Consider the following 25,699-nt stretch of genomic DNA (forward strand, 5'->3'; position numbering starts at 1 on the left):
CATGAAAAAAGAAGAGATCACACCGAAAATGCAGCGCCAGCGCAAGTTCATGCTCATGCTCCCGATACTTGTATTGCCATTTTTAACCCTTGCATTCTGGGCATTGGGCGGCGGCAAAATGGAGGCGGCAGAAGCGGCGTCCCTTGAAACCAAAGGGTTCAACCTTAACCTGCCCGGTGCTAACTTACCGGAGGGTAAACCGATGAACAAGATGAGCTATTACGAGCAGGCTCAGAAGGATTCTACCAGACTTGGTGAGCAAAAGCGTAACGACCAGGCCAATTTGAGCAAACCCGGACAGGAAGCCTTTGGCAATCCATTCAAGGATAATGCGACGACTCGCGGGCTGAACACTTCAATAGGCGGTGGGTATGGCAATGACCCCAAGACGGAAAACATTTACCGAAAACTGGAACTGCTCAATAAGGAACTGAATAAACCTGCGACCATCCCTGCCGCAGGCAGTACTTCCGTTACAACACCTCGCGGCGGGACAGCCACAGGCAGGACCGATGCAGAAAAGCTTGAAAAAATGATGCAGGCCATGAATGAGCCCGGCAAACCTGACCCCGAACTGGCTCAACTCAATAGCATGCTGGAGAAAATCATGGACATCCAAAACCCCGGCCGTGTTAAGGAACAATTGGACCGGGCTAAGGAGCAAAAACAGGAGCTGGCCTACAAGGTAGAGGCGGTAAGCGACGCGGCGGTCACACTGCTCGATAATAACCTCTACTATCAAAATATGGGCAACGGCTTTTATGGGCTTGATGATACTACAAATGATACAACCACCCAAAATGCAATACCAGCCGTCATCCATGAAACGCAGACCTTGGTAAATGGAGCGATTGTAAAGCTGCGCCTACAGGAAGCTATTTCGGTAAACGGCATCAAAATCCCTAAAGACAGTTTCATCTTTGGGGTAGCCTCGATTAGCGGTGAGCGCCTGAACGTTGAAATTACCAGCATTCGCTATGGTAATTCCATATTTCCGGTGACTTTGCAGGTGTTTGATATGGACGGCCTTGACGGCATCCATATACCGGGTGCCATCGCCCGTGACGTGGCCACTAATTCCGCTGACCGTAGTGTGCAGGGCATTGGCCTTTCCTCCCTTGACCCGACATGGCAGGGACAGGCGGCCAGTGCCGGTATTGAGACCGCTAAAACACTCTTTAGCAAAAAAGTAAAGCTTGTGAAAGTTACCGTCAAGGCTGGCTATCAGGTACTGCTGCGTGATAGCAAACAGCAACAGGCAACAGTTCAACCCGACAACCAACATTAAATAACAACGATATGAAAACGATCAAAGCATTTTTAGTACTGGCCACAGCCTTTTTACTAAATGGTATCACGGCCTATGCACAACCTGAAATAAAATCGGTGCCGGTTTACATAACTGCCATCAAAACAACCAACATTATTTTTCCTTAGGCCATCATCAGCGTTGACCGCGGCAGCCGGTTTATCCTTGCGCAAAAAGCCAAGGGTGTGGAAAATATTTTGCAGGTAAAAGCCGCGAGGGACAGTTTCCCGGAAACTAACCTTTCGGTCATTACCGCAGATGGCAGGCTGAGTTCCTTCGTGGTCAACTACAGCAGCCAGCCGCAAAATTTGAATATTTCAATTACTGAAAGTACCCCGAAAAACAGCATCACCTTTTCAGAGGCGAATTACAATAAGGCCGAAGTCACGCGATATGCGAAAGCGGCATTGAATAGTGACGTTAGCAGTAGTCTTTCCCGCGATAAAAATGCAGGTATTAGTTTATCTGTCCTCGGTTTCTTTACCCATAACGATGTCATTTATTGCAGGCTGGAGATAGAGAACCGTACCAACATCGGATACGACATTAACCAATTGCGATTCTTTATCCGCGACCAGCAAAAAGCCAAACGTACCGCTACCCAGGAAATTGAGGTAACGCCCATACTCTCTGAAAAGGAAATATCTGCCATAAAAGCAAATAGCATGCAATCCGTCGTCTTTGCTCTTCCAAAGTTTACCATTCCCGACAAGAAGTATTTAGCGATCCAGCTCATGGAGAAGAATGGCGGCAGGCAACTGGAGGTGCACATAAGGAATAAGAAGCTCGTCAGGGCAAGGCTCTTACCATAACATTAGGGAAGCGATGAAGATAGCAATCAATGATTACGGCTTAGTCATGCAGGGCTTGGCCGAGCTGCATGTCGAAGGGTATGCTTATATCGCCTTTGACCCTGTTTTACCCGTGTCGGACCTAAAGGAATTAAATGCATTTGATGACGGCTACGACGTGATAGAGTACTGCCACGAAATGAGCACCGATTTGGATCTTTACGACTATGAAGCCATTTGGCCGCTATATCGGGCAATGGAAAAAGGACTTGAAGACAGCAGCCTGATTACCATTCAGGATAACTTCATAGACCTATCTGCCCTGCTCAAAACTTACTATCACATAGAATCTGAAACTGTAAAACTTAAAAATAACATGGACATGAACCAGAAAAATTTGGACTACCTGCAAGACCAGGTAAAGTACACAGGGTTTGGCGAGGGATTGTCAGGTGACCTGAAAAGGAATATTGAAAAAGGCGGCGAAGAGTTTAAACTAAAGCACAACACCAAGTTTGGCGACGACACTGTTGATGCTACCCTCAATTTCAGTAAGTCAAAGCAGAGCGACATGTATTTCTTTAACTCTTATAATGTAAGCCTCCAAAAAGAGGGCAGCCCTGAGAAATTCGAGCAAACCTTCTATATCAACAAAGGCCAAAATATCACCCTCAAAGAAGCCTACAACCTTATGGAAGGCCGGGCGGTAAACAAAGACCTCACCAACAAAGAAGGGGAAAAATACAACGTTTGGTTACAGATGGACATGAGGCAAAGTGACGACAAGGGCAACTTTGCACTCAAAAAATACAGCGAGAATTACGGCTATGATTTGAATGCGGCCTTGTCCAAACACCCAATAAAAGAGTTGCAACGCAATGATTTTAAGGATGACCTGATAGACAGCCTCAAAAAAGGCAATATCCAATCGGTGACCTTTCAGGTTGATGGTGCCGAGCAAAAGCATTTTGTGGAGGCCAATCCTAAATTTAAAACGGTCAATGTATATGATGAGAACATGCAGAAGTTGGGTGCCCGTGAATCTAAATCTGAGAAACAGGCTGAGGGCGCAAGCCAATCGGCTAAAAAAGCGGAAAAAGCTGAAGTGGCTGATGCAGAAGCACCGGGCAATTCCAAAAAGGCTAAAAAAGACGTGGGACAGAAAGTGTAATGCACAAATCCTATAATCATGAATATGCAGGAACCCCTGAACAGGGTAGCCATAGCCCTACAAGACTGGCGGACAAGAGAACAGCGCCTGGAGCAACTGTTTTCGGTAGATCCAGCCCAAAGCAGGGCACTACTTTTTGAAAAGCTCCGCAATTACGAGCGTATTGCTGCCAGGTTCAGGAACACGGATAAAACGGAAGAACGTATGGCCCTGCAGGTATTACAGCAGGAAAAAAGGCAGGTAGAGCAAAAACTTTATCCCAATTTTTTCCTGCGCCTTTTGCGCAGGTTATTTATCAACCCTAAATATTTATACAGATTAAAGAGCTGTTCGTGGCTTACACTCACAAGAAGGCAGCTGAACAAAACAATGCCTCGCTGCAATTACAGTTGCAGCGTATCGGATTGAGCACTGTGGCACAACAGTTAGCAAAAAATATAGACGAGGGGCACCAGCACTTCAGCATTCCGGTTTCCGGTTACCTCAATGAAAGTCAACGGCTCGACCGGGAAGTATCATTCGCTAAAGACGATGCAGGCCATTACCGATTTGGAAGGTTATAGAGCCACTTTGCATGTTGAAGGCAAACCCGAAGAAAAACGCCAGCATTATTTCGGTATGAAATACGGGCATGAAATAAATCCTACGCAGGCTTATAATCTTTTACTGGGACGGGCTATTGAAAAGGACGGGAAGTGGTTACAATTCGACCTCAACGATAAAGATGCCCAAGGGAACTTCCGCGTAAAAGAATTTCATTCGGGTTACGGCTATGACCTTGATAAGTCGCTGCAATCCCTACCACTCAGAGATCATAAAAATGGGGCTGAGATTGCAGCTATAAAACAACAGCTACTACAGGGCCAGCGCGTTGAAGTTAGTTTCTTAAAAGACGGCAATGAACGCAGATATTTTATTGAGGCAAACCCACAGCATAAATCGGTCAATATCTACGATGAGCATTCGCGGAAAATATCCCTCAACACTGCACTCAGTGCGAAAATTATCGAAGCTGTTAAAATAGCCGACTACGAGCAAGTTAAAGAACTGGAAAAGCAGCCTAAGAAATAGGGCATGCGAATAATTTAAGCGCTAGTTATGGACAGGTTAAAGCCTTTATCGGATTTTCTATCTCTGGTGGCTCAGGATGGCCGTATCGGCCCAACCCACATCGCTGTATATGTTGCACTGTGGAAGATCCGGCTAGACAGGGGCTTTGAAAATCCTATACGAATATTCAGCCGCGATGTTATGTATGTGGCAAAAATTTCATGGCGCAATACTTTTTATTCCTGTGTACATGACCTGCACGAATATGGCTACATCAGCTATGCCCCTTCATTTAAACGAACCCAGGGAAGCTTAATATTCTTCTCCGGCGATAAGGAACCAATGTAACCCACTCAACAAATTTAAAGCCCAATTGGGCTTTTTTTAATTAGAACAGGAGGTGAATGATGGACGGTGAAAATGATACAATCCTGCCTGAGAAAGCGATGAAACTCCTTCGGGACGACGGAATTGACGTAAATCTTGAACAAGCTACAATTATCCTGCATTTTCTATCGCATATGGCTGAAATAGTGGCTGATCAATACTTAGATCGGGCAGATATTTTGTAAATTTACGTATCAAGCGAACGGATTACACAACCGTAAATATTTGGATTTATGAAAATAGCGGATTTATACGTACGTGTAAGTACAGATGAACAGGCAGATAAAGGATATTCCCAGCGCGACCAGGAAGAGCGCCTGAGAAAATATTGTGAGATCAACGATATACAGGTGCGCAAAGTAATTTATGAGGATCACAGCGCTAAAACTTTTGACAGGCCGGCATGGGCTAAATTATTAATTGACCTTAGAAAATACCGAGGCCAATCGGACCTCGTGATTTTTACTAAATGGGATCGCTTTAGCCGTAATGCAGGTGATGCCTACCATATGATCAGTACCCTTAGGAGATTGGGAATCGATCCACAGGCAGTGGAGCAGCCTTTAGATTTATCTATCCCCGAAAACAAGATGATGCTCGCGTTTTACCTTGCAGCGCCCGAAGTCGAAAATGACCGTCGGGCACTCAATGTATTTCACGGGATGAGAAGGGCAAAAAAAGAAGGACGCGTCATGGGTTATGCTCCTATAGGCTATGTAAACAAGATCAGTGAGGCAGGGAAAAAACATATTGCAATAACCGACAAAGAAGGTTCTATAATGAAATGGGCTTTTACCGAACTGGCACAGGAAGTATATAATACCGAACAGATTTGGAAAATGGCTCAATCAAAGGGTCTCAAATGCAGCAAAAATACATTTTGGATGGCCATACGAAACCCGGTATACTGTGGTAAAGTATTTGTTCCTAAATATAAAGATGAAGAAAGCTCTCTTGTCCAGGGACAGCATGAAGCCCTTATTAGCGAAGAAATGTTTTATCAGGTTCAGGACATCCTTGATGGGCGTAAAAAGGTTCAAAGAACAAAAATATTAGTAGACCCAGAATTACCACTCAGGGGATTTCTGCTGTGCCCAAGGTGTCACAAACTATTGACAGGCAGTGCATCAAAAGGCCGCAGTACCTATTACTATTATTATCACTGCACTTCTCAATGTGGGTTCAGGCATAAAGCACCTGAAATGAATGAAGAAATTGTCAGAGAGATCAAAAAACACGTCAGCCCTATCGGAGAGCTGAAGCTTTACCGGGAATTAATTGTGAAATTCTATAAAGACAAAACCAAAGGTTACAATTCTGAAATACAACAGACCCGCCAGCAACTTGATGAGCTGAATGTAAGGCTATCAAAAGCCCGCGACTTGTTATTAGCCGGAGATATTGATGCTAATGATTACCGTACTATAAAATCAGAAATTGAAAGCAAAATTAACCGATTGGAAGCAAAGCTCACTTCCTCCCTTAAGCCTAATGCTAACATCGAAGAGGTACTGGATAACGCTCTTATCAATGTTGCCCAGCTTGATACGCTTTACTCCCAAGGCACTGTAAATCAAAAGAGAAAGATAATTGGTTCGATATTCCCCGAAAAATTGACATTCGACGGTGTCGGTTATCGAACCACAAAAGTCAACGAAGCATTAGTACTTTTGTCGCTGTTTTCCAATAAGTTACGGGGCAAAAAAAATGGGACAAATCAGTCATTTGACGATTTGTCCCGTGATGTGCGGGTGAAAGGACTCGAACCTTCACACCGTGAGGCACCAGATCCTAAGTCTGGCGTGTCTACCAATTTCACCACACCCGCAGGTATATAAAAACAGTAGTTTTTATCATTACAAGGCTGCAAAGATACAATTAGTTTTTATATTTCAAAGGAAATTTTAAAACTTATGCAATTAATTACTTCCTTAATATTTTTTCCATCGCTTTTCCTTTGGCAAGCTCGTCTATAAGTTTGTCTAAGTAGCGTACTTTTTGCATCAGTCTATCTTCGATATCCTCTACCCTGTAGCCGCATATCACTCCTGTAATTTTGTCTGCATTAGGATTCATTAGAGGAGCCTGTGCAAAAAAAGTTTCAAAATCTACCCTGTTATCTATTTGCTCCTGTAACGCTTTTTCATCATAGCCTGTAAGCCAGAAAATAATGGTATCTACTTCCTGTTTCGTGCGTTGCTTCTTCTCGGCCTTTTGTACATACAGCGGATATACCCCAGCAAATACCATCTTATAAACTCTCGAATTATCCATACCGTTTTTATTTTTTATAGGTTCCGCTACCGTCTTTAAATGCCCAGTTAGCCATTGCGTCTATAACAGGCATGAGGCCTTTTCCTGAAGTACTGAGCCTATAGGTAACAAATGGCGGAACGACAGGCTTAGCCTCTCTAATAACAAGACCGTCTGCTTCAAGTTGTTTAAGGTGCTGTATAAGCATCTTTTCTGTAACTGCCGGAATAGCACGTTTTAGTTCGCTATACCGTTTATCTCCCTGAGATAGATGATAAATAATTATAGGCTTCCAGTAACCACCTATTTTTTCCATTACATAAGTTACAGGGCACTGCTCGAGGGCATACTGCTTGTTTTCCTGAATGGTAGAAGTTTCTTTAATAGCTGTCATAATCAAACCTACTTTAGGGTAAGTACTTGCACAAAAGTAAGTACAAATATACCTTTGTTCCTATAAATAAAAAACATTTTTATCATGAAAATCATCATCACAGGCTCTTTAGGCAACATAGGTAAACCTCTTACTCAAAAATTAATCGCTAAGAGCCATGAAGTAACCGTTGTTAGCAGCCAGGAAGATAGAAAAGCAGCTATTAATGCATTAGGCGCAAAGGCCGCTGTAGGTTCGGTTAGCGACACTGAATTTCTTACTAACATTTTTGCAGATGCCGATGCACTTTTTGCCATGACACCTCCAAACCTAGGCGGCAGCAATGTAATTGCCAACACGGTTGGCGCAGGTAAAGCTTTTGCCAATGCTATAAAACAATCGGGCATTAAGCGCGTGGTTTTGCTGAGCAGCATTGGTGCCGACCTGCCATCGGGCAATGGACCAATTAAAGGGCTTTACGAAATAGAACAACTGTATAATGACATACAGGACGTTAGCTTTACGTATTTGCGTGCCGGATATTTTTACAACAACTTTTATAATGATATACCGCTTATTAAAAATGCAGGAATTACAGGCGCAAACATTCCGGCAAACGCAACTATTCCGTTAGTACATACTGTTGATATTGCAACGGCAGCCGCCGAAGAATTGACGCAAACCACAGCAAAGAACAACATCCGTTATATAGTAAGTGATGTAAAAACTCCTACACAGGTAGCTGCCGCTTTAGGAACAGCTATAGGTAAACCCGAACTCCCGTGGGTTGAATTCAGCAATGAAGAGTATTTAGGAGGAATGACGCAGGCCGGAGTACCGGAAGAAATTGCAGCCCTGTACACCGAAATGGGAGCTGGTTTAGCTAACGGTTCTATTGCAAATGATTTTATTAAAAGCGGGGCACCTGTTGTGGGTCAAACCAAGCTGGAAGAATTTGCAAAAGAATTTGCTGCGACATTTTAATGAATGTGAATATAAAAAAAAGCTCCTTTAAACTTTTATTTAAAGGAGCTTTTTTAAATTCTGTAACACAGTGCTATTTTTTGATAAACTTAGTTGTAGTATTATCTATTTTCAGGATGTAAACACCGCCCGGAAGCGCGCTTACATTAACCGTACTATTGTTTAGTTGTTGATTTAGTATCTGTCTGCCCGTAAGATCATAGATTTGGACTACAGCATCAGAAGCTAAATTTTTACCGTTTACAGTAAGCACATCTGTTACAGGATTAGGGTAAATATTGTAAGACGACTTAACACTGTTGTCTTCTCTTCCCATAATTGTAAACTGAAATCTTGCACTTACCGGAAGGTGATTTGATGTAGTGTTGTAGTAACGACTGATTACCGATGGCATTGTGGTTTCCTGTGCCGCACTGTTAGCTATATAATTATCAGTAAGTTCGTCAGAAATAATAATATTTTCAATTATAGGTCTTTCGCCAAAACGCCTGTCAGCATCAATAATGTTTCGTGTAATACCTGTATAGTTCGCTGTATCGCTGTCAAAATTATCATAAGGAGACACCGTACAATTACAGGCTTCACTCGATGTCCCTATTAAATAGTCATTAAAATCGCCAATAAGTATTAAGTTCCTTGTATTATAGTTAGTTCCATCCAGTATGGTCTTTAAAGCCTCAGACCCACCCAACCTGCGTGTGTAACTTTCGGCGTTATTGTCTTCTGCCTTGGCATGTATGTTTACAAGCGAAACCGGAATGGTAGAGCCACCTACCAAAAGATTTACATTATATAGTGCAGGATATCGACCGCTAGACCAGTTATAGTAATATGAATTGCCCTGCGAGGCACTGCCGCTGCTTAACTGCGAAGCACTTACAAACTGTACTTTTGCCCTTTTATAAATAAGCGCCTGCCTTTGGTTACAGTCGCCTGTGTTAGACGGCACAATAGTTCCGCCCCACTCTTCGCTGCCTAAAAGCGTTACCAAAGTTTCTACAGTAGGCGTATCCAGCGTATTGGAAACTTCCTGAATACAGTAAATATCAGAATTCATGGAGCGCAATGCAGCAACCACATTATTTACCTGCAATGTTTCATCGGTAGGTCCAAACTGCGTACATCCAAGCCACTCAGTATTCCAGTTAGTAATTTTAAAAGTACCGCTCTGCCCAGGGTTAGTGTTGTGCGGTTCGCCCACAACCCTAACATTTTTAATTTCCCAGGTGGCACTTGCCGATGCGCTGCTCATGTATCGGAATGCAATTCGAGAGTTTTCAGACCTTGCCCCTTCCGGCACTACAAGATTACCCGAATTTATATACTGCCAGGCAGTTGTAATATTTTGGTTAAGCCCGTCGAGCTCTATCCACTGTGTAGTTAGCGGATCGCCTGTATAATCGGCAGTGGCAAAAGCCTTGTACCAGCCTTCCTCTACTCCAACATTCATTACGGCAGCACTGCCACGGGTGTGGCTAAAGGTAAGCACCACATCGTCCATTTCAGCAAGGTTCATTATAGGGCTTATAAGCCAATCTTCGTTCTCAAAACTTTGTCCGCCTGCATATCCGCTGCAAACCGCACCATATATTTCCCTGAAGTACCAGTTTTGTGTGCCTGTTACACTCACAGGTGTAAAAGTACCAAAACTGTCTTCTGTCAATAACGTTTCGTCAAGTATTGTGGTTTGTGCCTGTAGCATGTTTAGGTTAAGACCCAAAAAGGCAAGCAATATAAATAACCTGTTCAATTTTTGCATTTTGCGTTCTGTTGGTAAAATTTGTTTAAAATTATTGAGCGGTTTTGTTACAAAACTGCAAGGGGCAAATATAACAGTTTAACTTTAACAAAAAATAGTGCAATATTTTTTTATCGTTAACATTACCAGCACACAAGCTTCAACATGAATACACTTACTAACAAACAAAATATATTGATACCTTTACAAAAAAACTCATGCAGGAACAGCACGAAGAGACAATCCATAAAGCATATAACGCTTTTAACTCACGAAATATAGAGGAAGCCTTATTAGTAATGCACGCACAGGTGCACTGGCCCAAGGCGTGGGAAGGCGGACACATTGTTGGACACGATGAAATTAAAAGCTATTGGACAAGGCAGTGGAGCGAAATAAACCCCACTGTAAAACCCATAGGCTTTCGCGAAAGACCGGATGACGGTTTAGAAGTTAGCGTTCATCAAAGTGTAAAGGATTTGGAGGGCAAACCTGTTTTTGATGGTATTGTAAAGCACATTTATACTTTTGAAAACGGACTGATAAAAAGAATGGATATTGAGATTTAGTATAATCTCAAAAAAACCAAATTAAAAGCCGTCTGAAATTACTTCCAGACGGCTTTACTATTAATTTTCAACGGATGTTTAAATTGTAAACCAATAGGTTCCGTTATATATCAGTATAATTCCTCTTGAGGTAGTACCGCCAAACTCATTAAAGGTAGAAGTTCCGTAATTAAAGCCACCATCCCTAAAGAATTTGCCATTAGGATTTATGGTAGCGGCAATATTTTCAGAAAAAAAGTACAAAGTTTGCCCTACAGCCGGGCTTGACGGCAGCAACACTTGATAATTACCCATGATATATACAAACTGGTTAGCAGTAGTGAGTGTAGTACCACTGCTTGAAATGTTGATTACAGACATTGGCCCTGCTGTTGGCGAAGCCCATTGCCCGTCTCCCCTTAAGTAAGTAGAAGAAGAAGCCGTGCCGCCTGCACTAATTTTTGCAGGTGTTACCGCTCCGTTTGCAATAGTAGTAACTGCCAAAGCATTTATGGTTACATCTCCTGTAACTGTTTGCGGAATTTGAGGTATGCCGTTAGCCGCAGTGACATAAACCTGACCACCGGTAATTCCGTTTACAAATCCGGCACCAGACGTACCCTGTGGTCCTGCAGGGCCAACTGGTCCCACAGCACCCGTTGCACCATCGTTACCCGCAGGGCCTTGCGGACCGGTTAAACCCACAGGACCAGCAGGACCTGTAGCACCAATAGCTCCGGCTGCACCTGTAGGACCCGTCGGGCCCGTTGCGCCAACGGCACCTGTTAAGCCTATCGGACCTTGAGGACCTGTAGCTCCGTCGTTACCTGCGGGGCCTTGGGGACCAATAGGACCTGTAGGACCCACTGCACCAACGGCACCTGTTAAGCCTATTGGACCTTGCGCACCTGTAGCTCCGTCGTTACCTGCTGGACCTTGTGGACCGATAGGGCCTGTAGCACCCACTGCACCAACGGCACCTGTTAAACCTACTGGACCCTGTGGACCGATAGGGCCTGTAGGGCCCACTGCACCAACAGCACCTGTTAAACCTATTGGACCTTGCGCACCTGTAGCTCCGTCATTACCCGCCGGACCCTGTGGACCAATAGGACCTGTAGGACCCACTGCGCCAACTGCACCTGTTAAGCCTATCGGACCTTGCGGACCTGTAGCTCCGTCATTACCCGATGGACCCTGTGGACCAATAGGGCCTGTAGCACCAACAGCACCGGTTAAACCTATTGGACCTTGTGCACCTGTAGCTCCGTCGTTACCTGCGGGACCCTGTGGACCGATAGGGCCTGTAGCACCAACAGCACCGGTTAAACCTATTGGACCTTGCGGACCTGTAGCTCCATCGTTACCCGCTGGACCTTGTGGACCGGCAGGACCTGCGGGGCCAGCCGCACTATTTGCAGCATAAAGTGCATAAGGAACACTCATAAGTTCATTAGTTCCAGATATGGTATAGTTAGAACCTCCAGCCGGATCTATTTCTGTTTCAATAAAAAATGGACCCGAAGACCAGTTGATAGCACCAAAAGTTCCGGTAATTGCAGTACCGCCACCTATTTCAAGACTCAAAAGCCCGTTAGCATTAGTACTAACATTGTGTGTTTCAGAAAACACAACAGTTCCTGTAGCCGAGCCCTGTAAAACACTTATCTGCACCCCTACGGCAGAATTTGTAATAAGATCGCCACCTGTATTGCGAACAACCGACTGGTAGCTCATTTTTCCAGGAGCTTGTGCCAGTAGCGTAGCCGAGCTTAGTAATACCAATAGAGTAATTATTCTTTTCATGATCTGTCTTTAACTATTTTAAATGTTTTTAATTCATATCCGGCAGAATATACTTTCAGGATATAGACTGCTTCAGGAAACAGCTCCATCGAAATAATGGTTTCGGTGTCCTTTACATTATTTTGATAAAGTAATCTTCCGTTAAGGTCAAACAATTCATACCTTAGTCCGGTTAGTCCTGCATGGTCAATGCGAAGTGCAATATTTGAAATAGCAGGATTAGGATAAACTATTGCATTAAGGGTAATCGATTTATAATCGTCCTTTCCCAATACAAAAAACTCATAGGGCTGCTGTACACCCTGCGTGGCTACACCACCACTGCCCGAAATAGTAGTATAAACTACCTGCCCGGCAGAAACCGAGGCACTGCCTCCACTGCCTGAAGCTTCGCCCCCCGAGGCGGTTACTGCCTGTTGTGCAGCAATATCGGGTGCAGCAAAGACAGCCGCCAGAAAAAGCAAACATCTGATTGTTTTCATAGATTTAATAATTATGTTGGATTGCGATTTTAGCATATTTTTATACATGTTTTTAAATTATTTTAATTTTAAACCCTGTATTTTTATGCTAAATCTAAATTAGAGAACAACCTTGTTTACACCCTGCGTATAATTACCTAATTTCATTAACAAGTAATTATACCTGATTTACAAGTAATTAATATTTAAAAAACAACTATTAACACAATCAGAAAGCGTAATAGCGAGTAAAGATTGGAGACCGTATTTTAACTAAATTCGTTTTGTAACTACTAAATAGGAGAGAAGAAAAGTTAACAAAATTTCCAACTCAAATTAAAACAGCATTTTGAACATTACAATCGATTTAAAAAGCTGTTGTTTTAAAGGAAAAATAACTAATGAGAGTCAGACCTCACACATTACCAATAAAGTGTTAAAAAATATATTTTCAATCTAAAAAAGTAAAAAATAAACCATTATAATTATTTTTTAAATGAAAAAACCATTGGTTTAGGAGACATTCGTAGACCTAAACAATACGTTCTGAAGAATTGTAATAAAATCGTCTACTAATTGTTTGGGCTACAGGTTATGCATATAAAAGAAAAAATCGCGCTGGTGGGCGCGATTTATAAGTCCTTAATAAAAATCTACTCTTCTATTAACTCGTAAGACTGTGGGCCAATTATTTCGACCAGTGAATAATTTTTTCATCAAACGTTGCAAAGTAAAATCCAACTCCATCATAAGGTTGGTCAGAAATTTTAATTGAAAAATGAACAATGTGTAATGTTCATCGGGGTTCGAACTTAATCCGGAAACCCCAATGTTTACAGGTGTTTTCAAAGTTGCTGTTTAAAAGCGCCACGAAAGCGCCACAGAATTAACCGTGGCACTACATATCGTAAAAAACTCAAAAACAAGCACTTGTGACTGCGGAGGGTTTCGAACTAATGTCTGGGAACCCCAATGTTACAGGTGTTTTCGAAGTTGCTGTTTGAATGCGCCACGAAAGCACCACACAAAATACAAAAAGCTTACTCAAGGTTGCTTTACCCCAAATAAGCCTTTGTGACCACGGAGGGGTTCGAACCCCCAACCCTCAGAGCCGAAATCTGATATTCTATCCAGTTGAACTACGCGGCCAATATTTTTAGTTTCAGGTTTAACGTTTCATGTTTGACATACTGAACAGTCAAAAAAACTTTAAACCTGAGACTTTATTTTTTTTAAGATAACGCTTTTTTAACTGCGTTGCTTATAGTTTTGCCATCGGCACTGCCGGCAAGTTCTTTACTGGCTATACCCATAACTTTGCCCATATCGGCCATGCCGCTAAAGCCATTATCAGCTATTATCTTTTTAACCACTGCCTCAACTTCTTCTTCGGTTAACTGGGCAGGCAAAAATTTCTCTATAACAGCAGCCTGTGCAATTTCAGGATCTGCAAGATCCTGGCGGCCTTGTTGTATATAGATCGCTGCACTGTCTTTGCGCTGTTTTACCAGCTTTTGCAACAGTTTTATTTCTTCTTCCTGAGACAGCTCTTCTTTAGCACCACTCTCGGTCTGAGCTAATAATAAAGCTGATTTTACCGCTCTAAGCGACTCTAATGTTACAGTATCTTTGGCTTTCATGGCGGTTTTTATACCCTCCATAATATCGTTTTGTAAGCTCATAATTTTATTAATTGTGAACGCGAAGATAAAAAAATAACCCGAAAACACCATAGCATTTCCGGGTTAAGGTTTCACATTTGGGTTAGTTAATCTACGTTATCGTGTAGGAAAGAATTGTTAGAACGCAACTGTAAGTCGTCGTTACTGTCAGTCCCTAAAGATAATCTCGATTTGCTATTGTCAATACGCGAGTCGTGCAGGTCTATACCCATTCTTTTATAGGCAGGCTGTTTTTCATACTCGTCTATCCTTGCATTGTTGTTGTGGAATTTATGGTTAAACTCCTTCATTTTCCTCCTTCGCTCTTCTGCCCTTTGGCGAAGCGTTTCCTCAATGGTCATTTCCATAGGAGAAAGATCGGCCGAAAGGTCATGGTGGTTTAGCTGAGGAGCCTCACTTTGCCTTAATGTAAACTTCAGCTCTTCGGCAATTGGTTCTTCTTTTGCAACAGGCTTAGAGTTTAGTAGTTCATTCTCTTTTTCAAGATATTCCTCAAGCGAGTAACGAATAACACCACTCTGGTTAAGCTCTGTTACAGGCACTACCTGTACCGGCTCCTGAACTTTTATATTGCGGGTATCATCGTTAAGGTTAAACAGCATTTTTTCTTCGCTCTTAGCATTATCTACAGATAGGTCAAACGAAAAAGTGTACTGGTCTTCCGGAGCTTTATCTACAATAACAAACTCAGCATCCACCACCTCAATTTCCCTTACGTCTTTGATAACCGGAGCCTGATATACAGGCTGTACGGGCTGTTGCGCAATAGGCTGCTGCGTCACAGGTTGTGGTGCTGCCTGATACTGTGCTGAGGGTTGCTGATATACCTGCTGTTGTGGCACTACGGGCTGTGCTGTTATAGGTTGCTGCACTGCTGCAGGAGTAACCTCAAACGTTGGTGCCGGGGCTACCGGAGCCACAGGCTGTGGCACTGCCACAGGAGCAGGTTCTGCTACCTGTGCTGCGGGAGTTGGACTAACAATTTCAAAGAATACATCAAGGTTGTTTACCGCTTCCGAAGACGGCATCACATCCGCTTCAGCTATCGGCTTTTTTTCCTCTACCTCCTCCTCAAGCGCATACACGATTTTATCTTCAACATCAGGAGTTTCGGCTTTACGTGGCTCCACTGCTGCCGAGAAATCAAAGGCTGCCACTGTTTTTTGTGTAAGGTCGCGCACCATAGTCTGGTGGTCTTCCAGAGCATGTACTATTTTTTTAGGCTCGTTGTTTACTATTTCGTTTTGCTGCTCTACATTAAAACCTGTAGCAATAATAGTAACCGCAATACCATCGCCAAGAGACTCATCTTCGCCCACACCCATAATAATGTTTGCGTTGTGGCCTGCCTCGTTTTGTATGTGGTCGTTGATCTCGCCTATCTCATCGATAGTAATCTCTGTAGTACCCGATACAATTAGCAACAGTACGTTTTTAGCACCTGTAATTTTATTGTCGTTTAGCAACGGAGAGTCAAGAGCATCTACAATTGCACTTTTGGCACGCGAATCGCCTGCTGCAAGCGCAGATCCCATGATGGCCGTACCGCTGTTAGAAAGTACTGTCTTGGCATCTTTAAGGTCAATATTTTGAGTGTAGTGGTGTGTAATAACCTCTGCAATACCTTTAGAGGCTGTTGCCAACACTTCATCTGCCTTAGAGAATCCAGCCTTAAAGCCAAGGTTGCCATATACTTCCCTAAGCTTATTATTGTTGATAACAATAAGCGAGTCTACCTGTTTCCTTAAGCGTTCTACACCATTAAGAGCCTGCTCCTGGCGCACTTTGCCCTCAAACTGAAAAGGAATGGTAACTATACCTACCGTTAATATATCGCGCTCTTTAGCAAGCTGTGCAATAACCGGGGCAGCACCTGTACCGGTACCACCGCCCATACCTGCCGTAATAAAGATCATTTTAGTGTTGGTATCGAGCATTTTCTCAATATCGCTAATGCTCTCAAGGGCGGCCTGTTGGCCTACCTCCGGGTTTGCACCCGCTCCAAGACCTTCTGTTAGGCCTACACCAAGCTGAATTTTATTTGGCACAGGACTGTTTTGCAGTGCCTGAGAATCGGTATTGCAAATAATAAAGTCAACACCTTTTATCCCCTGTTTAAACATGTGGTTAATAGCGTTGCTTCCGCCTCCGCCAACTCCTATCACTTTGATCACGTTTGATTGGTTTTTAGGCAAATCGAACGAGATACTTCCAAATTCTGAATTGCTCATCATATCTATCGGGTTTTTATTCTGCGTTATCTAAAAAATCTTTAATCTTGTCTATGTACTTATCAAAAAAGGATCTCTTCACCCTCTTTTCAGTGCTCTCTTCAATTATAGGCTCCGGCTTTCTGGCTGCTACGGTTTCAAGCTCGCGTTCCGGTTCCGGTTCTGCTATTACAGGAGCGGCTACTGCTATCGGCTGTGGCTGCACCTGCTGTCTTGGCACATATTGCGGCACAGGCTTTTGAAGCTCTACCAACGGCGTGGCACTTTGCGTGTGATTGCGAAGACTGTTCATTACAAGACCAACGGCAGTGGCATACAGCGGACTCGAAATTTCTTCGTTACTGTTGCCCGCAAGGTGCTCGTTAGGATAGCCTATGCGCGTATCCATTCCGGTTATGTATTCTACCAGTTGCTTTATGTGCTGAAGCTGAGAACCACCGCCTGTAAGCACAATGCCTGCAATTAGTTTTTTGCGTGGATCTTCATGGCCGTAAGCTTTTATTTCGGCAAATACCTGTTCGATGATCTCTACCACGCGGGCATGGATTATTTTAGAAAGGTTTTTAAGCGAAATTTCTTTTGGCTCGCGACCGCGTAAACCGGGTATCGAAACAATTTCGTTATCCTTATTCTCGCCCGGCCATGCCGAACCGAATTTTACTTTAAGCAGCTCTGCCTGTTTCTCTATAATAGAGCATCCTTCTTTAATATCATCAGTAATAACATTACCTCCAAACGGTATTACAGCCGTATGACGGATAATGCCATCTTTAAAAATAGCAAGATCGGTAGTACCGCCACCTATATCGATAAGCGCAACACCAGCCTCTTTTTCTTCCTGGCTCAATACGGCATCTGCCGAAGCCAAAGGCTCCAGTGTAAGCCCGGATAGGTCAAGACCTGAACTTTTGATACAACGGCCAACGTTGCGGATAGACGAAGCCTGCCCCACAACAATATGGAAACTGCTTTCCAGCCTGCCGCCATACATGCCTATAGGCTCTTTTATTTCGCCCTGGCCATCTATTTTAAATTCCTGCGGAAGCACGTGTATAATTTCTTCACCCGGCAACATAGCAAGTTTGTGCACCTGTCCAATAAGCAGATCAATATCAGCATCGCCAATTACTTCTTCAGGATTGTTCCTGCTAATGTAATCGCTGTGCTGCATACTGCGAATGTGCTGGCCGGCAATGCCCACCACCACGTCGTTAATGCGGTAGCCCGAGTTTTGCTCTGCTTCCTGCACGGCCTGCTGTATAGACTGTATGGTTTGGGTAATGTTGTTTACCACTCCCCTTGCCACACCAAGGCTTTTGGATTTTCCAAGGCCAAGGATCTCCAGCTTACCATACTCATTTTTTTTGCCTATCATGACAACTATCTTGGTTGTCCCGATATCTAAACCTACTGCAATGCTGTCTTTTTCCATAACTCTACTTTTTGGTGCACACCACCTGTTGCGTAAACTTCAGGTTAACTGTCTTGTAATTTGTAATCAATGTGTCTTTTTCCGCATCCTGGAGGAATGCCTTATAATTTTTAAATTTCCGCTCAATGTTTATGGGTTTGCCAAACACAATATCGTAGTCGTGCCCTCTGCTTTTAAATATCATGTTGCCAACTGGCGAAACCGTTAAACCAATAATATTTTTCTTTAAAAAGGTGTCGTCATAAACATAATTCAGCAATTCGTGCAGTCTCTTTGCATCTGCTTTGGCAATCTCCCCAGTTACCAAAAGCACCCTTGCTGTTTCGTTGTCCGATAGTGGCATTTGCCTGCCCTTATAATCCAGATAATACGACTTTGAGCCGTCAAAAATTCTCGCAACCGGCTTTCTTTGTCTTACAAAAGCTTTAAGCTTACCATCTACTGTAGTGTAAACTTCTGCCTTGTCGACCATTGGATTAGACTCGAGGCTTTTTTCCACCTTATTCAAATCTACTTGAACTTTTTGGATGCCTGTAACAGCTCCATAATTTTGTATTAACAAGTTATTAACCTCTTCTTTTGTAATATAATTCTCATTATCAGCAAACTCAACGCCCGTTTGCGTCATTAATCTGTGCTCATTTCTATTAGATGTAAAGGCATACAAAAACACCACTACACACAGTATAGCAACCAGTCTTATGTTATCCCAGTTAATTTTTTTCATCTAATATTTTTTTAATATCCGGCACCATTTCTCCAATATCCCCTGCACCTATGGTTACAATAACCTGTGCATCCGTCAGCCTTAAAAGCGGCTGCAAATCGGTCTTACTAACCAGCCTTGCGTTAGGATTTTCTATCTTTTCTAAAAGCCATTGGCTTGTAATACCTTCAATAGGCAACTCTCTCGCCGGATAAATATCTAACAGCACCACGTCTTCAAACTTAGACAGGCTTTTTGCAAAACCATCGGCAAAATCACGCGTGCGGCTAAACAGGTGCGGCTGAAATATTGCCAGCACTTTTTTATCGGCATACAACTCGCTCACGGCCTGATATACGGCATCGATCTCGGTTGGATGATGCGCATAGTCGTCTATGTAAACCAGGTCTTCTTTTTTTATCTGATACGAAAACCTTCTGCGCACACCTTTAAACGTTTCGAGTGCCTTTGCAATATCGCTTAGCTCAAGTCCGTACACATTTGCCATAGCAAGGGCAAGCAGCGCATTGGTTATATTATGATGGCCCGGCAAACCGAACCTTACATCTTTATATGTTTCTTTTGGGCTAACCACATCAAACACATACCAGCCGTTATCTATACGGATGTTTTGTGCCGAATACTCCCCTTCGCCCACGCCAACGGTTACACCTTCAAGCGGCAGCCCATTGGTAACGAACAGATGGTTTTTATCCTGAACCTTATCTGCAAATTCCCTGAACGATGCCTCGATAGAAGCCGTATCGCCATAAATATCCAAATGGTCGGCATCCATGCTTGTCACACAGGCAATATCCGGATGCAGATGCAAAAACGAACGGTCAAACTCATCGGCTTCTGCAACGGTAACCGTTTTGCCGCTGCCTATAAGGTTACTGTTGTAGCCCTCTACCACACCGCCTAAAAAAGCAGTAACATCTACACCATTGGCAAACAATATATGCCCCAGTATGCTCGATGTAGTGGTCTTGCCGTGCGTACCTGCAACAGCAAAGCAAAATGTATCTTTTGTAATAATACCCAAAACCTCGGCACGCTTTTTAACCTCAAAACCGTTATTTACGAAGTAGTTCCATTGCAGGTGGTTTTTAGGGACCGCAGGGGTTACTACCACAAGCGTATTTTCTTTATTCAAATATTCTAAACCTATCAGGTTTGTATTGTCTTCAAAATGGATGCTGATACCCTCTGCCTTTAACTCGTCTGTAAGATGGGTAGGCGTGCGGTCGTAACCGGCAACGTTCTTGCCTATAAATTTGAAATAGCGCGCTAAGGCACTCATGCCAATACCGCCGATTCCTATAAAATAAACGCTATGTATTTGGTTTATATCCATCTCTCTTTAAAGGTGCTGAGGGAATTAAGTGCTTAGAGACTGAGACAGTGCTCCTACCCTAAAACCGCATCAACAATATTCTTTTATTTTTTGATTCCCTCAGTGTCTTACTCCCTTGGGGTTTTATTAAGTTTCTTAGACACTTAGAGACTGAGGTTCCTAGAACTCTTAAGTCTCACCCATATGTGGTTCATGTCTATTATCTTACGTCTATTATCTATTATCTGCTTTCTAAGTTTTTAAGAGCCTTACAATCTCTTCAACTATATCTTTCGTAGCATTTACTTTTGCCAGTTTTTTTATATTCTCCCCAAGCGTTCTTTGCTTTTCTTTGTTCGACAGCAAATCTGCAAAAACAGGCTGAAACTGAGTATCAAGTTGGGTTTCTTTTAACAATATTGCCCCTACTTTTTCTACTATGGCCTGTGCGTTCTTGGTTTGGTGGTCTTCAGCCACGTTGGGCGATGGAATAAACAACACTGGTTTGCCAACTATGCATAGTTCTGATACTGACGATGCCCCCGAGCGGGATATTACAACATCGGCTGCGGCATAAACCAAATCCATCCTGTCTATGAACGATAGCACCTGAACCCCGTCTTTATCGCCATAGTGCTGGTACTCTTCAAAATAAAATTTACCGCACTGCCATATTACCTGAACGTTTTGTGCCTGTAGCCATGCCAGCTCTTTTGCAATAAGCTGGTTGATGCGTCTTGACCCTAAACTTCCCCCCAACACCAAAAGCGTTTGTTTGTTTGGGTCGAGCTTAAAGCGTTGCATTGCTTCTTCCCTTTTATCTTCTGTACCTATCAGGTCCTGTCGCACCGGGTTGCCTGTAAACACAATTTTAGACACCGGAAAAAAGCGCTCTAAATTATCGTAGGCTACACATATTTTACTGGCTCTTTTTGCAAGCCACTTGTTGGTTATGCCCGGAAAAGAATTTTGTTCCTGTATTACCGTTGGCACACCTTTTCCGCTGGCAGCCCGTAGCAATGGCCCGCTGGCAAAGCCCCCGGTACCTATGACCACATCTGGCTTAAACTCTTTTATTATTTTACGCGACTTAACTAAACTGCTTATAAGCTTAAACGGAAACATAGCGTTGTCTACCGTTAGCCTGCGTTGTATGCCCGCAATCCATAACCCTATTATTTTGTATCCTGCCTGCGGAACCTTTTGCATCTCCATTTTATTGCTGGCACCCACAAACAGTATCTCGCTGTCAGGAAAACGTTCCTTTAACTCATTGGCAATGGCAATTGCAGGATAGATATGCCCTCCTGTACCACCACCGCTTAATATGAATTTTTTAGGTTGTCCCATCTTTATTATTATCCTCACCCCCACCCCCTCTCCAAAGGAGAGGGGAGCACTCATGCCAAAGGGGTTCGTGTCTATTATCTATTATCTTACGCCTATTATCTAATGTCTAATACCTCAATACTAACATCTATTTCCCAAACACCGCCCTCATGGGATTAGGTTCTGTCGAATCATCTTCTATAGAAAAAGCAGCCGGTTGTTCCAATCCCTGTGCTTCGGCTTCTTCGCGTTGCTTTTCGCGCAATATGTGTTCGTCTATCAGTTGTTGCAGGGCAGCCTCGCGGTCTTCTTTCTCTTTAAGCTCCTGCGCTATTTCCTCCTCTTTTTTAGTTACGCTGATGATGATCCCTATGGAGATACACGTCATCCAGATAGAACTACCACCACTACTGATTAGCGGAAGTGTTTGCCCTGTTACCGGAAGCAGCTCTACCGCCACACCCATATTTATGAGTGCCTGAAAGATGATAGGGAAACCAAGCCCTACAATAAGCAGTTTGCCAAAAAGCGATTTTGCCTTGTGTGCCGTTACTAAAAAACGTGCAAATAAAAGCAGGTATAACGACAACACTGTTAGTCCGCCAACAAGCCCGTATTCTTCAACAATAATGGCGAAGATAAAATCGGAAGAGGATTGCGGCAGGAAGTTCTTTTGCACACTCTTGCCCGGCCCTACGCCATACACCATTCCAGATGCTATAGCTATCTTTGCTTTTTCTATCTGATAATCGTCTTCGTTGGGCGCATCTGATGTAAAACGCTCTATACGGTTCATCCAGGTGTCTACCCTGTTGGGCATAGCATCTGGAAAAGCTTTTGCAAACGCCACGAACAGCACCAGCATAGTTATACCCGTGCCTATTATCATGCCCAGGTATTTTAGCGGATACTTGCCCACAAACACCAGCATGCACACCATACTGAAAATTAGTGCTGCGGTACTAAAGTTAGAGGGTAATATTAGCGCCAGTATTATAAATACCGGAATCCAAAGCTCTATAACCGATTGCTTAAAGGTTACTTCTTTACCATCTGCTTTTGCAAGATAGCGTGCCACATAGATCATGAGTACTATCATTGCCAGTGCCGAGGTTTGGAAGGTTACCCCAATAAACGGCACTTTTATCCATCGGCTGGCATTGGCACCGTCTATAACCGTTCCCTGAAAAAACGTGTACACCAGCAATACTGCCACAATAGGCATAGCCAGTTGCGATAGTCCGCGGTAGTAATGGTAAGGCACTTTGTGCACCATGTATATTAGCGCAAAACCAATAAATATATGAACGAGATGCTTAACTAGATAGCCTATGGTAGACCCCTTGCCTATTACATACACAAGGTTGGTACTTGCGCTAAAAACCGGCATGAACGAAATAAGGGCCAGCAGCATTACAAACGACCAGATCCCTTTGTCTCCTTTTAGGTTATTGATTAATTCTTTCATTTTCTTTACTCTGTTTTATTCTTTCATCCATTTGTCACACGGTCAAAAGACTTTATGACTTTCAACTTTAAGACTGTATTAAAGGTTTTGCACAGCAGCCTTAAATTGCTTGCCCCTGTCTTCATAGCTTTCAAAAAGGTCAAAACTTGCACAGGCCGGAGACAATAATACCGTGTCGCCTTTCTCAGCCATTTTTTGTGCTATTTTAACCGCTTCGGTCATGCTGGTAGTTTCTACCATTACATCTACCACATTTTTAAAGGCATCAATAATCTTGGCATTCTCTACACCAAGGCAAACTATCGATTTTACCTTTTCGCGAACCAACGACATCAATTCATTATAATCGTTGCCCTTGTCTACACCGCCTACTATCCAAACTGTTGGTGTGGTCATGCTGTCAAGCGCAAAATAGGTAGAGTTAGTGTTGGTAGCCTTACTGTCGTTAATATATTCTACGCCCTGTATTTTAAGCACTTTTTCAAGCCTGTGCTCCACGCCCTGAAAGTTAGACAGGCTTTCTACGATCGTCTTCTTCCTAATATTTTTAAGCTGTGCTACGGTTATTGCTGCCATTGCATTCTTAACATTGTGTTTCCCTTCTAAAGACAGTTCGTTTATTGGCATGGTAAAATCTCCTTTTTTTAATGTGCTTATAATTGTGTTATCCTTTACATATACCCCTTTTTTGTTGTTGCCCGAAAGTGAGAAGGGGATTTTTTTAGCCCTCACTTTGTTGTTCTTTAGCCATTCGGCTATCTTTTCATCATCTGCATCATATATCAGATAATCATCTTCCGTCTGGTTCATGGTTATCCTGAACTTTGCTGCTACATACAAATCATAATTGTATTCGTAGCGGTCTAAGTGATCCGGACTGATATTTGTTATTACTGCTATATGTGGCCTGTAATTTTTTATATCATCCAGCTGAAAACTGCTTAGCTCCAGCACATAGTCCTCACTTTTATTCTCGGCCACCTGCCAGGCAAAGCTTTTACCAATGTTTCCTCCTATTGCTACATTAAGACCGCCCTGTTTTAGCAGATAATGTGTTAGCATTGTAGTGGTGGTCTTGCCGTTGCTTCCTGTTATGCCTATGGTCTCTGCCTCAGTAAAAGGAGCGGCAAACTCAATTTCAGATACTACCTGAATGCCTTTTTCCTTTATTTTTTTTACTATGGGCGATTTATCCGGTATGCCCGGGCTTTTCATTACCACATCGGCATTCAGTATTAGCTCCTCAGTGTGCTTTTCTTCCTCCCAGTCCAGTTTATTAAGTGCAAGAACTTCTTTATAATTATTCTTTATCTTTCCAAAATCCGACACGAAAACATCGTATCCTTTTTTCTTCCCGAGAATGGCAGTACCTATACCGCTTTCTCCACCACCTAATATTACTAACCTCATACTATCGCAGTTTTAGTGACACTAATGAGAATATAGAAAGCAGTATAGCAACGATCCAGAAACGTGTAACGATCTTACTTTCATGATAGCCCTTTTTCTGGTAGTGGTGGTGCAGTGGCGCCATTAAAAAGATGCGCTTGCCCTCGCCCAGTTTTTTCTTCGTATATTTAAAGTAGCTTACCTGCATTACTACCGAAAGGTTCTCTGCCAAAAAGATACCGCACAATACGGGTATCAAAAGCTCTTTACGAACCGCTATTGCAAGTACTGCTATGATGCCGCCTATAGTAAGGCTGCCCGTATCGCCCATAAACACCGATGCCGGATAGGTATTGTACCACAAAAAGCCCACAAGCGCACCCACAAAGGATGCTATATAGACCGTCATCTCACCAGAGTTGGGTATGTACATTATATTAAGATAGTTACTAAATATAATGTTACCCGACACAAAAGCGAATATGGCAAGGGTGAGCACGGCTATTGCCGATGTTCCTGCCGCCAGTCCGTCTATACCATCGGTAAGGTTAGCCCCGTTAGATACTGCAGTGATGATGAAGATTACCACCGGGATAAATATCAGCCAAGCATAATCTTTATAATCATCGCCCATAAAAGACAATACCTCGGCATAATCAAACTCATTATTTTTAAAGAACGGAATGGTTGTAGCTGTAGATTTTTCCTCCACCGGAGCAGCACTTATTACGTTTTGGTCTGTTTGGAAAATGTTGGTTGTAGAAGTATCTGTACGCACCGTTACCGCCGGATGAAAATAGAGTACATAGCCCACTATTAAACCAAGGCCAACCTGCCCAACAACCTTAAACTTACCTTTCAGGCCTTCTTTATCTTTCTTAAATATCTTGATGTAATCGTCTATAAAACCTATACTGCCCATCCACAACGTGGTAACAATAAGCAGCATGATATATATATTATCAAGCTTTGCCAGCAACAATACAGGTATAAGGGTAGAGAATATAATTATAAGCCCACCCATGGTTGGCGTACCTGCCTTTTGGCTTTGCCCCTCAAGGCCAAGTTCGCGAACGGTCTCCCCAATTTGCTGCCTGCGTAAAAAGTTAATGATCCTTTTACCAAAAACCGTAGATATAAGCAACGAGAGTATAACGGCCAAACCGGAACGGAACGTTATGTACTGGAATACACCCGCTCCCGGAAAATCCAGTTGTTTGTTTAGATACTCAAATAGATAATAGAGCATATACTG

24 protein-coding genes, 2 tRNA genes and 1 pseudogene are annotated in these 25,699 nt (G+C 43.0%); 11 read left to right on the forward strand and 16 right to left on the reverse strand.

Annotated elements, in window-relative coordinates; genetic code table 11:
- Nucleotide 1: 1 nt before the first annotated feature.
- The 9 genes and pseudogenes from traM to GR160_RS19380 form a co-directional block, all read left to right on the forward strand.
- A complete protein-coding gene (gene traM / locus GR160_RS07960) occupies nt 2–1,288 on the forward strand; it encodes a conjugative transposon protein TraM (protein ID WP_160749336.1) in 1,287 nt (428 codons plus the stop codon).
- Between the two features lie 11 nt (nt 1,289–1,299).
- On the forward strand, nt 1,300–1,437 hold the full coding sequence (locus tag GR160_RS07965) for a hypothetical protein (protein ID WP_160749337.1): 138 nt from the start codon (nt 1,300–1,302) through the stop codon (nt 1,435–1,437).
- Between the two features lie 6 nt (nt 1,438–1,443).
- The gene (traN, locus tag GR160_RS07970; RefSeq protein ID WP_370519211.1) at nt 1,444–2,121 is read left to right on the forward strand and encodes a conjugative transposon protein TraN; all 678 of its coding nucleotides are present in this window, start codon (nt 1,444–1,446) and stop codon (nt 2,119–2,121) included.
- Between the two features lie 13 nt (nt 2,122–2,134).
- Nucleotides 2,135–3,271 (forward strand): hypothetical protein, encoded by a 1,137-nt coding sequence (locus tag GR160_RS07975; protein WP_237421189.1) that lies wholly within the window; start codon nt 2,135–2,137, stop codon nt 3,269–3,271.
- A gap of 18 nt (nt 3,272–3,289) precedes the next feature.
- Nucleotides 3,290–3,679 (forward strand): hypothetical protein, encoded by a 390-nt coding sequence (locus GR160_RS07980; RefSeq protein WP_160749338.1) that lies wholly within the window; start codon nt 3,290–3,292, stop codon nt 3,677–3,679.
- A gap of 123 nt (nt 3,680–3,802) precedes the next feature.
- Nucleotides 3,803–4,342: a hypothetical protein gene (locus GR160_RS07985; RefSeq protein ID WP_160749339.1), complete on the forward strand. Its 540-nt coding sequence runs from the start codon at nt 3,803–3,805 to the stop codon at nt 4,340–4,342.
- Between the two features lie 27 nt (nt 4,343–4,369).
- Nucleotides 4,370–4,669 carry a hypothetical protein gene (locus GR160_RS07990; protein ID WP_160749340.1) on the forward strand — a complete coding sequence of 100 codons (300 nt, stop codon included), beginning with the start codon at nt 4,370–4,372 and terminating at the stop codon, nt 4,667–4,669.
- A 56-nt stretch (nt 4,670–4,725) separates the two neighbouring features.
- Nucleotides 4,726–4,893, forward strand: coding sequence for a hypothetical protein (locus GR160_RS19305; RefSeq protein ID WP_202390755.1), 168 nt, complete (start codon nt 4,726–4,728; stop codon nt 4,891–4,893).
- A gap of 48 nt (nt 4,894–4,941) precedes the next feature.
- Nucleotides 4,942–5,724, forward strand: a pseudogene (locus GR160_RS19380) (recombinase family protein); the annotation flags it as partial.
- Nucleotides 5,725–6,454: 730 nt separating this feature from the next.
- On the opposite strand, the gene GR160_RS08000 reads toward GR160_RS19380, so the two are convergent.
- The 3 genes from GR160_RS08000 to GR160_RS08010 all read right to left on the reverse strand — a co-directional run bounded on the left by GR160_RS08000 (nt 6,455) and on the right by GR160_RS08010 (nt 7,355).
- Nucleotides 6,455–6,536 (reverse strand) — tRNA-Leu (locus GR160_RS08000).
- 95 nt (nt 6,537–6,631) lie between these two features.
- On the reverse strand, nt 6,632–6,982 hold the full coding sequence (locus GR160_RS08005; RefSeq protein WP_160749341.1) for a DUF2200 domain-containing protein: 351 nt from the start codon (nt 6,980–6,982) through the stop codon (nt 6,632–6,634).
- A gap of 7 nt (nt 6,983–6,989) precedes the next feature.
- The gene (locus tag GR160_RS08010; RefSeq protein ID WP_160749342.1) at nt 6,990–7,355 is read right to left on the reverse strand and encodes a helix-turn-helix domain-containing protein; all 366 of its coding nucleotides are present in this window, start codon (nt 7,353–7,355) and stop codon (nt 6,990–6,992) included.
- 84 nt (nt 7,356–7,439) lie between these two features.
- On the opposite strand from GR160_RS08010, the gene GR160_RS08015 reads away from it, so the two are divergent.
- A complete protein-coding gene (locus tag GR160_RS08015; protein WP_160749343.1) occupies nt 7,440–8,318 on the forward strand; it encodes an NAD(P)H-binding protein in 879 nt (292 codons plus the stop codon).
- Between the two features lie 73 nt (nt 8,319–8,391).
- On the opposite strand, the gene GR160_RS08020 is transcribed toward GR160_RS08015, so the two are convergent.
- Nucleotides 8,392–10,068 (reverse strand): T9SS-dependent choice-of-anchor J family protein, encoded by a 1,677-nt coding sequence (locus GR160_RS08020; protein ID WP_237421190.1) that lies wholly within the window; start codon nt 10,066–10,068, stop codon nt 8,392–8,394.
- A 206-nt stretch (nt 10,069–10,274) separates the two neighbouring features.
- Between GR160_RS08020 and GR160_RS08025 the strand changes: the two genes are divergently transcribed.
- Nucleotides 10,275–10,625, forward strand: a complete 351-nt coding sequence (locus GR160_RS08025; protein WP_160749345.1) for a nuclear transport factor 2 family protein — start codon at nt 10,275–10,277, stop codon at nt 10,623–10,625.
- Between the two features lie 78 nt (nt 10,626–10,703).
- Here GR160_RS08025 and GR160_RS19525 read toward each other — a convergent pair whose 3' ends face one another.
- The 12 genes from GR160_RS19525 to mraY all read right to left on the reverse strand — a co-directional run bounded on the left by GR160_RS19525 (nt 10,704) and on the right by mraY (nt 25,693).
- Complete coding sequence (locus GR160_RS19525; RefSeq protein ID WP_202390743.1) at nt 10,704–12,410, reverse strand: collagen-like protein; 1,707 nt, start codon at nt 12,408–12,410, stop codon at nt 10,704–10,706.
- Nucleotides 12,407–12,892, reverse strand: coding sequence for a T9SS type A sorting domain-containing protein (locus GR160_RS08035; protein WP_160749346.1), 486 nt, complete (start codon nt 12,890–12,892; stop codon nt 12,407–12,409). The genes GR160_RS19525 and GR160_RS08035 overlap by 4 nt, the downstream gene beginning before the upstream one ends.
- Before the next feature lie 1,054 nt (nt 12,893–13,946).
- Nucleotides 13,947–14,020 (reverse strand) — tRNA-Arg (locus GR160_RS08040).
- 83 nt (nt 14,021–14,103) lie between these two features.
- Complete coding sequence (locus GR160_RS08045; protein WP_160749347.1) at nt 14,104–14,553, reverse strand: GatB/YqeY domain-containing protein; 450 nt, start codon at nt 14,551–14,553, stop codon at nt 14,104–14,106.
- An 86-nt stretch (nt 14,554–14,639) separates the two neighbouring features.
- Nucleotides 14,640–16,787 carry a cell division protein FtsZ gene (gene ftsZ / locus GR160_RS08050; protein ID WP_237421191.1) on the reverse strand — a complete coding sequence of 716 codons (2,148 nt, stop codon included), beginning with the start codon at nt 16,785–16,787 and terminating at the stop codon, nt 14,640–14,642.
- A gap of 13 nt (nt 16,788–16,800) precedes the next feature.
- Nucleotides 16,801–18,216, reverse strand: a complete 1,416-nt coding sequence (ftsA, locus tag GR160_RS08055; RefSeq protein WP_160749348.1) for a cell division protein FtsA — start codon at nt 18,214–18,216, stop codon at nt 16,801–16,803.
- 4 nt (nt 18,217–18,220) lie between these two features.
- Nucleotides 18,221–18,943, reverse strand: coding sequence for a cell division protein FtsQ/DivIB (locus tag GR160_RS08060; protein WP_160749349.1), 723 nt, complete (start codon nt 18,941–18,943; stop codon nt 18,221–18,223).
- Nucleotides 18,930–20,279, reverse strand: a complete 1,350-nt coding sequence (gene murC, locus GR160_RS08065; RefSeq protein ID WP_160749350.1) for a UDP-N-acetylmuramate--L-alanine ligase — start codon at nt 20,277–20,279, stop codon at nt 18,930–18,932. The genes GR160_RS08060 and murC overlap by 14 nt, the downstream gene beginning before the upstream one ends.
- A 231-nt stretch (nt 20,280–20,510) precedes the next feature.
- The gene (gene murG, locus GR160_RS08070; protein ID WP_160749606.1) at nt 20,511–21,608 is read right to left on the reverse strand and encodes an undecaprenyldiphospho-muramoylpentapeptide beta-N-acetylglucosaminyltransferase; all 1,098 of its coding nucleotides are present in this window, start codon (nt 21,606–21,608) and stop codon (nt 20,511–20,513) included.
- A gap of 127 nt (nt 21,609–21,735) precedes the next feature.
- The gene (locus GR160_RS08075; protein ID WP_160749351.1) at nt 21,736–23,055 is read right to left on the reverse strand and encodes an FtsW/RodA/SpoVE family cell cycle protein; all 1,320 of its coding nucleotides are present in this window, start codon (nt 23,053–23,055) and stop codon (nt 21,736–21,738) included.
- Between the two features lie 78 nt (nt 23,056–23,133).
- A complete protein-coding gene (murD, locus tag GR160_RS08080; protein WP_160749352.1) occupies nt 23,134–24,465 on the reverse strand; it encodes a UDP-N-acetylmuramoyl-L-alanine--D-glutamate ligase in 1,332 nt (443 codons plus the stop codon).
- 1 nt (nt 24,466) lies between these two features.
- On the reverse strand, nt 24,467–25,693 hold the full coding sequence (mraY, locus tag GR160_RS08085; RefSeq protein WP_160749353.1) for a phospho-N-acetylmuramoyl-pentapeptide-transferase: 1,227 nt from the start codon (nt 25,691–25,693) through the stop codon (nt 24,467–24,469).
- Nucleotides 25,694–25,699 lie beyond the last annotated feature (6 nt).

The sequence above is a fragment of the Flavobacterium sp. Sd200 genome (assembly GCF_009826935.1).
Taxonomy (GTDB): Bacteria; Bacteroidota; Bacteroidia; order Flavobacteriales; family Flavobacteriaceae; genus Flavobacterium.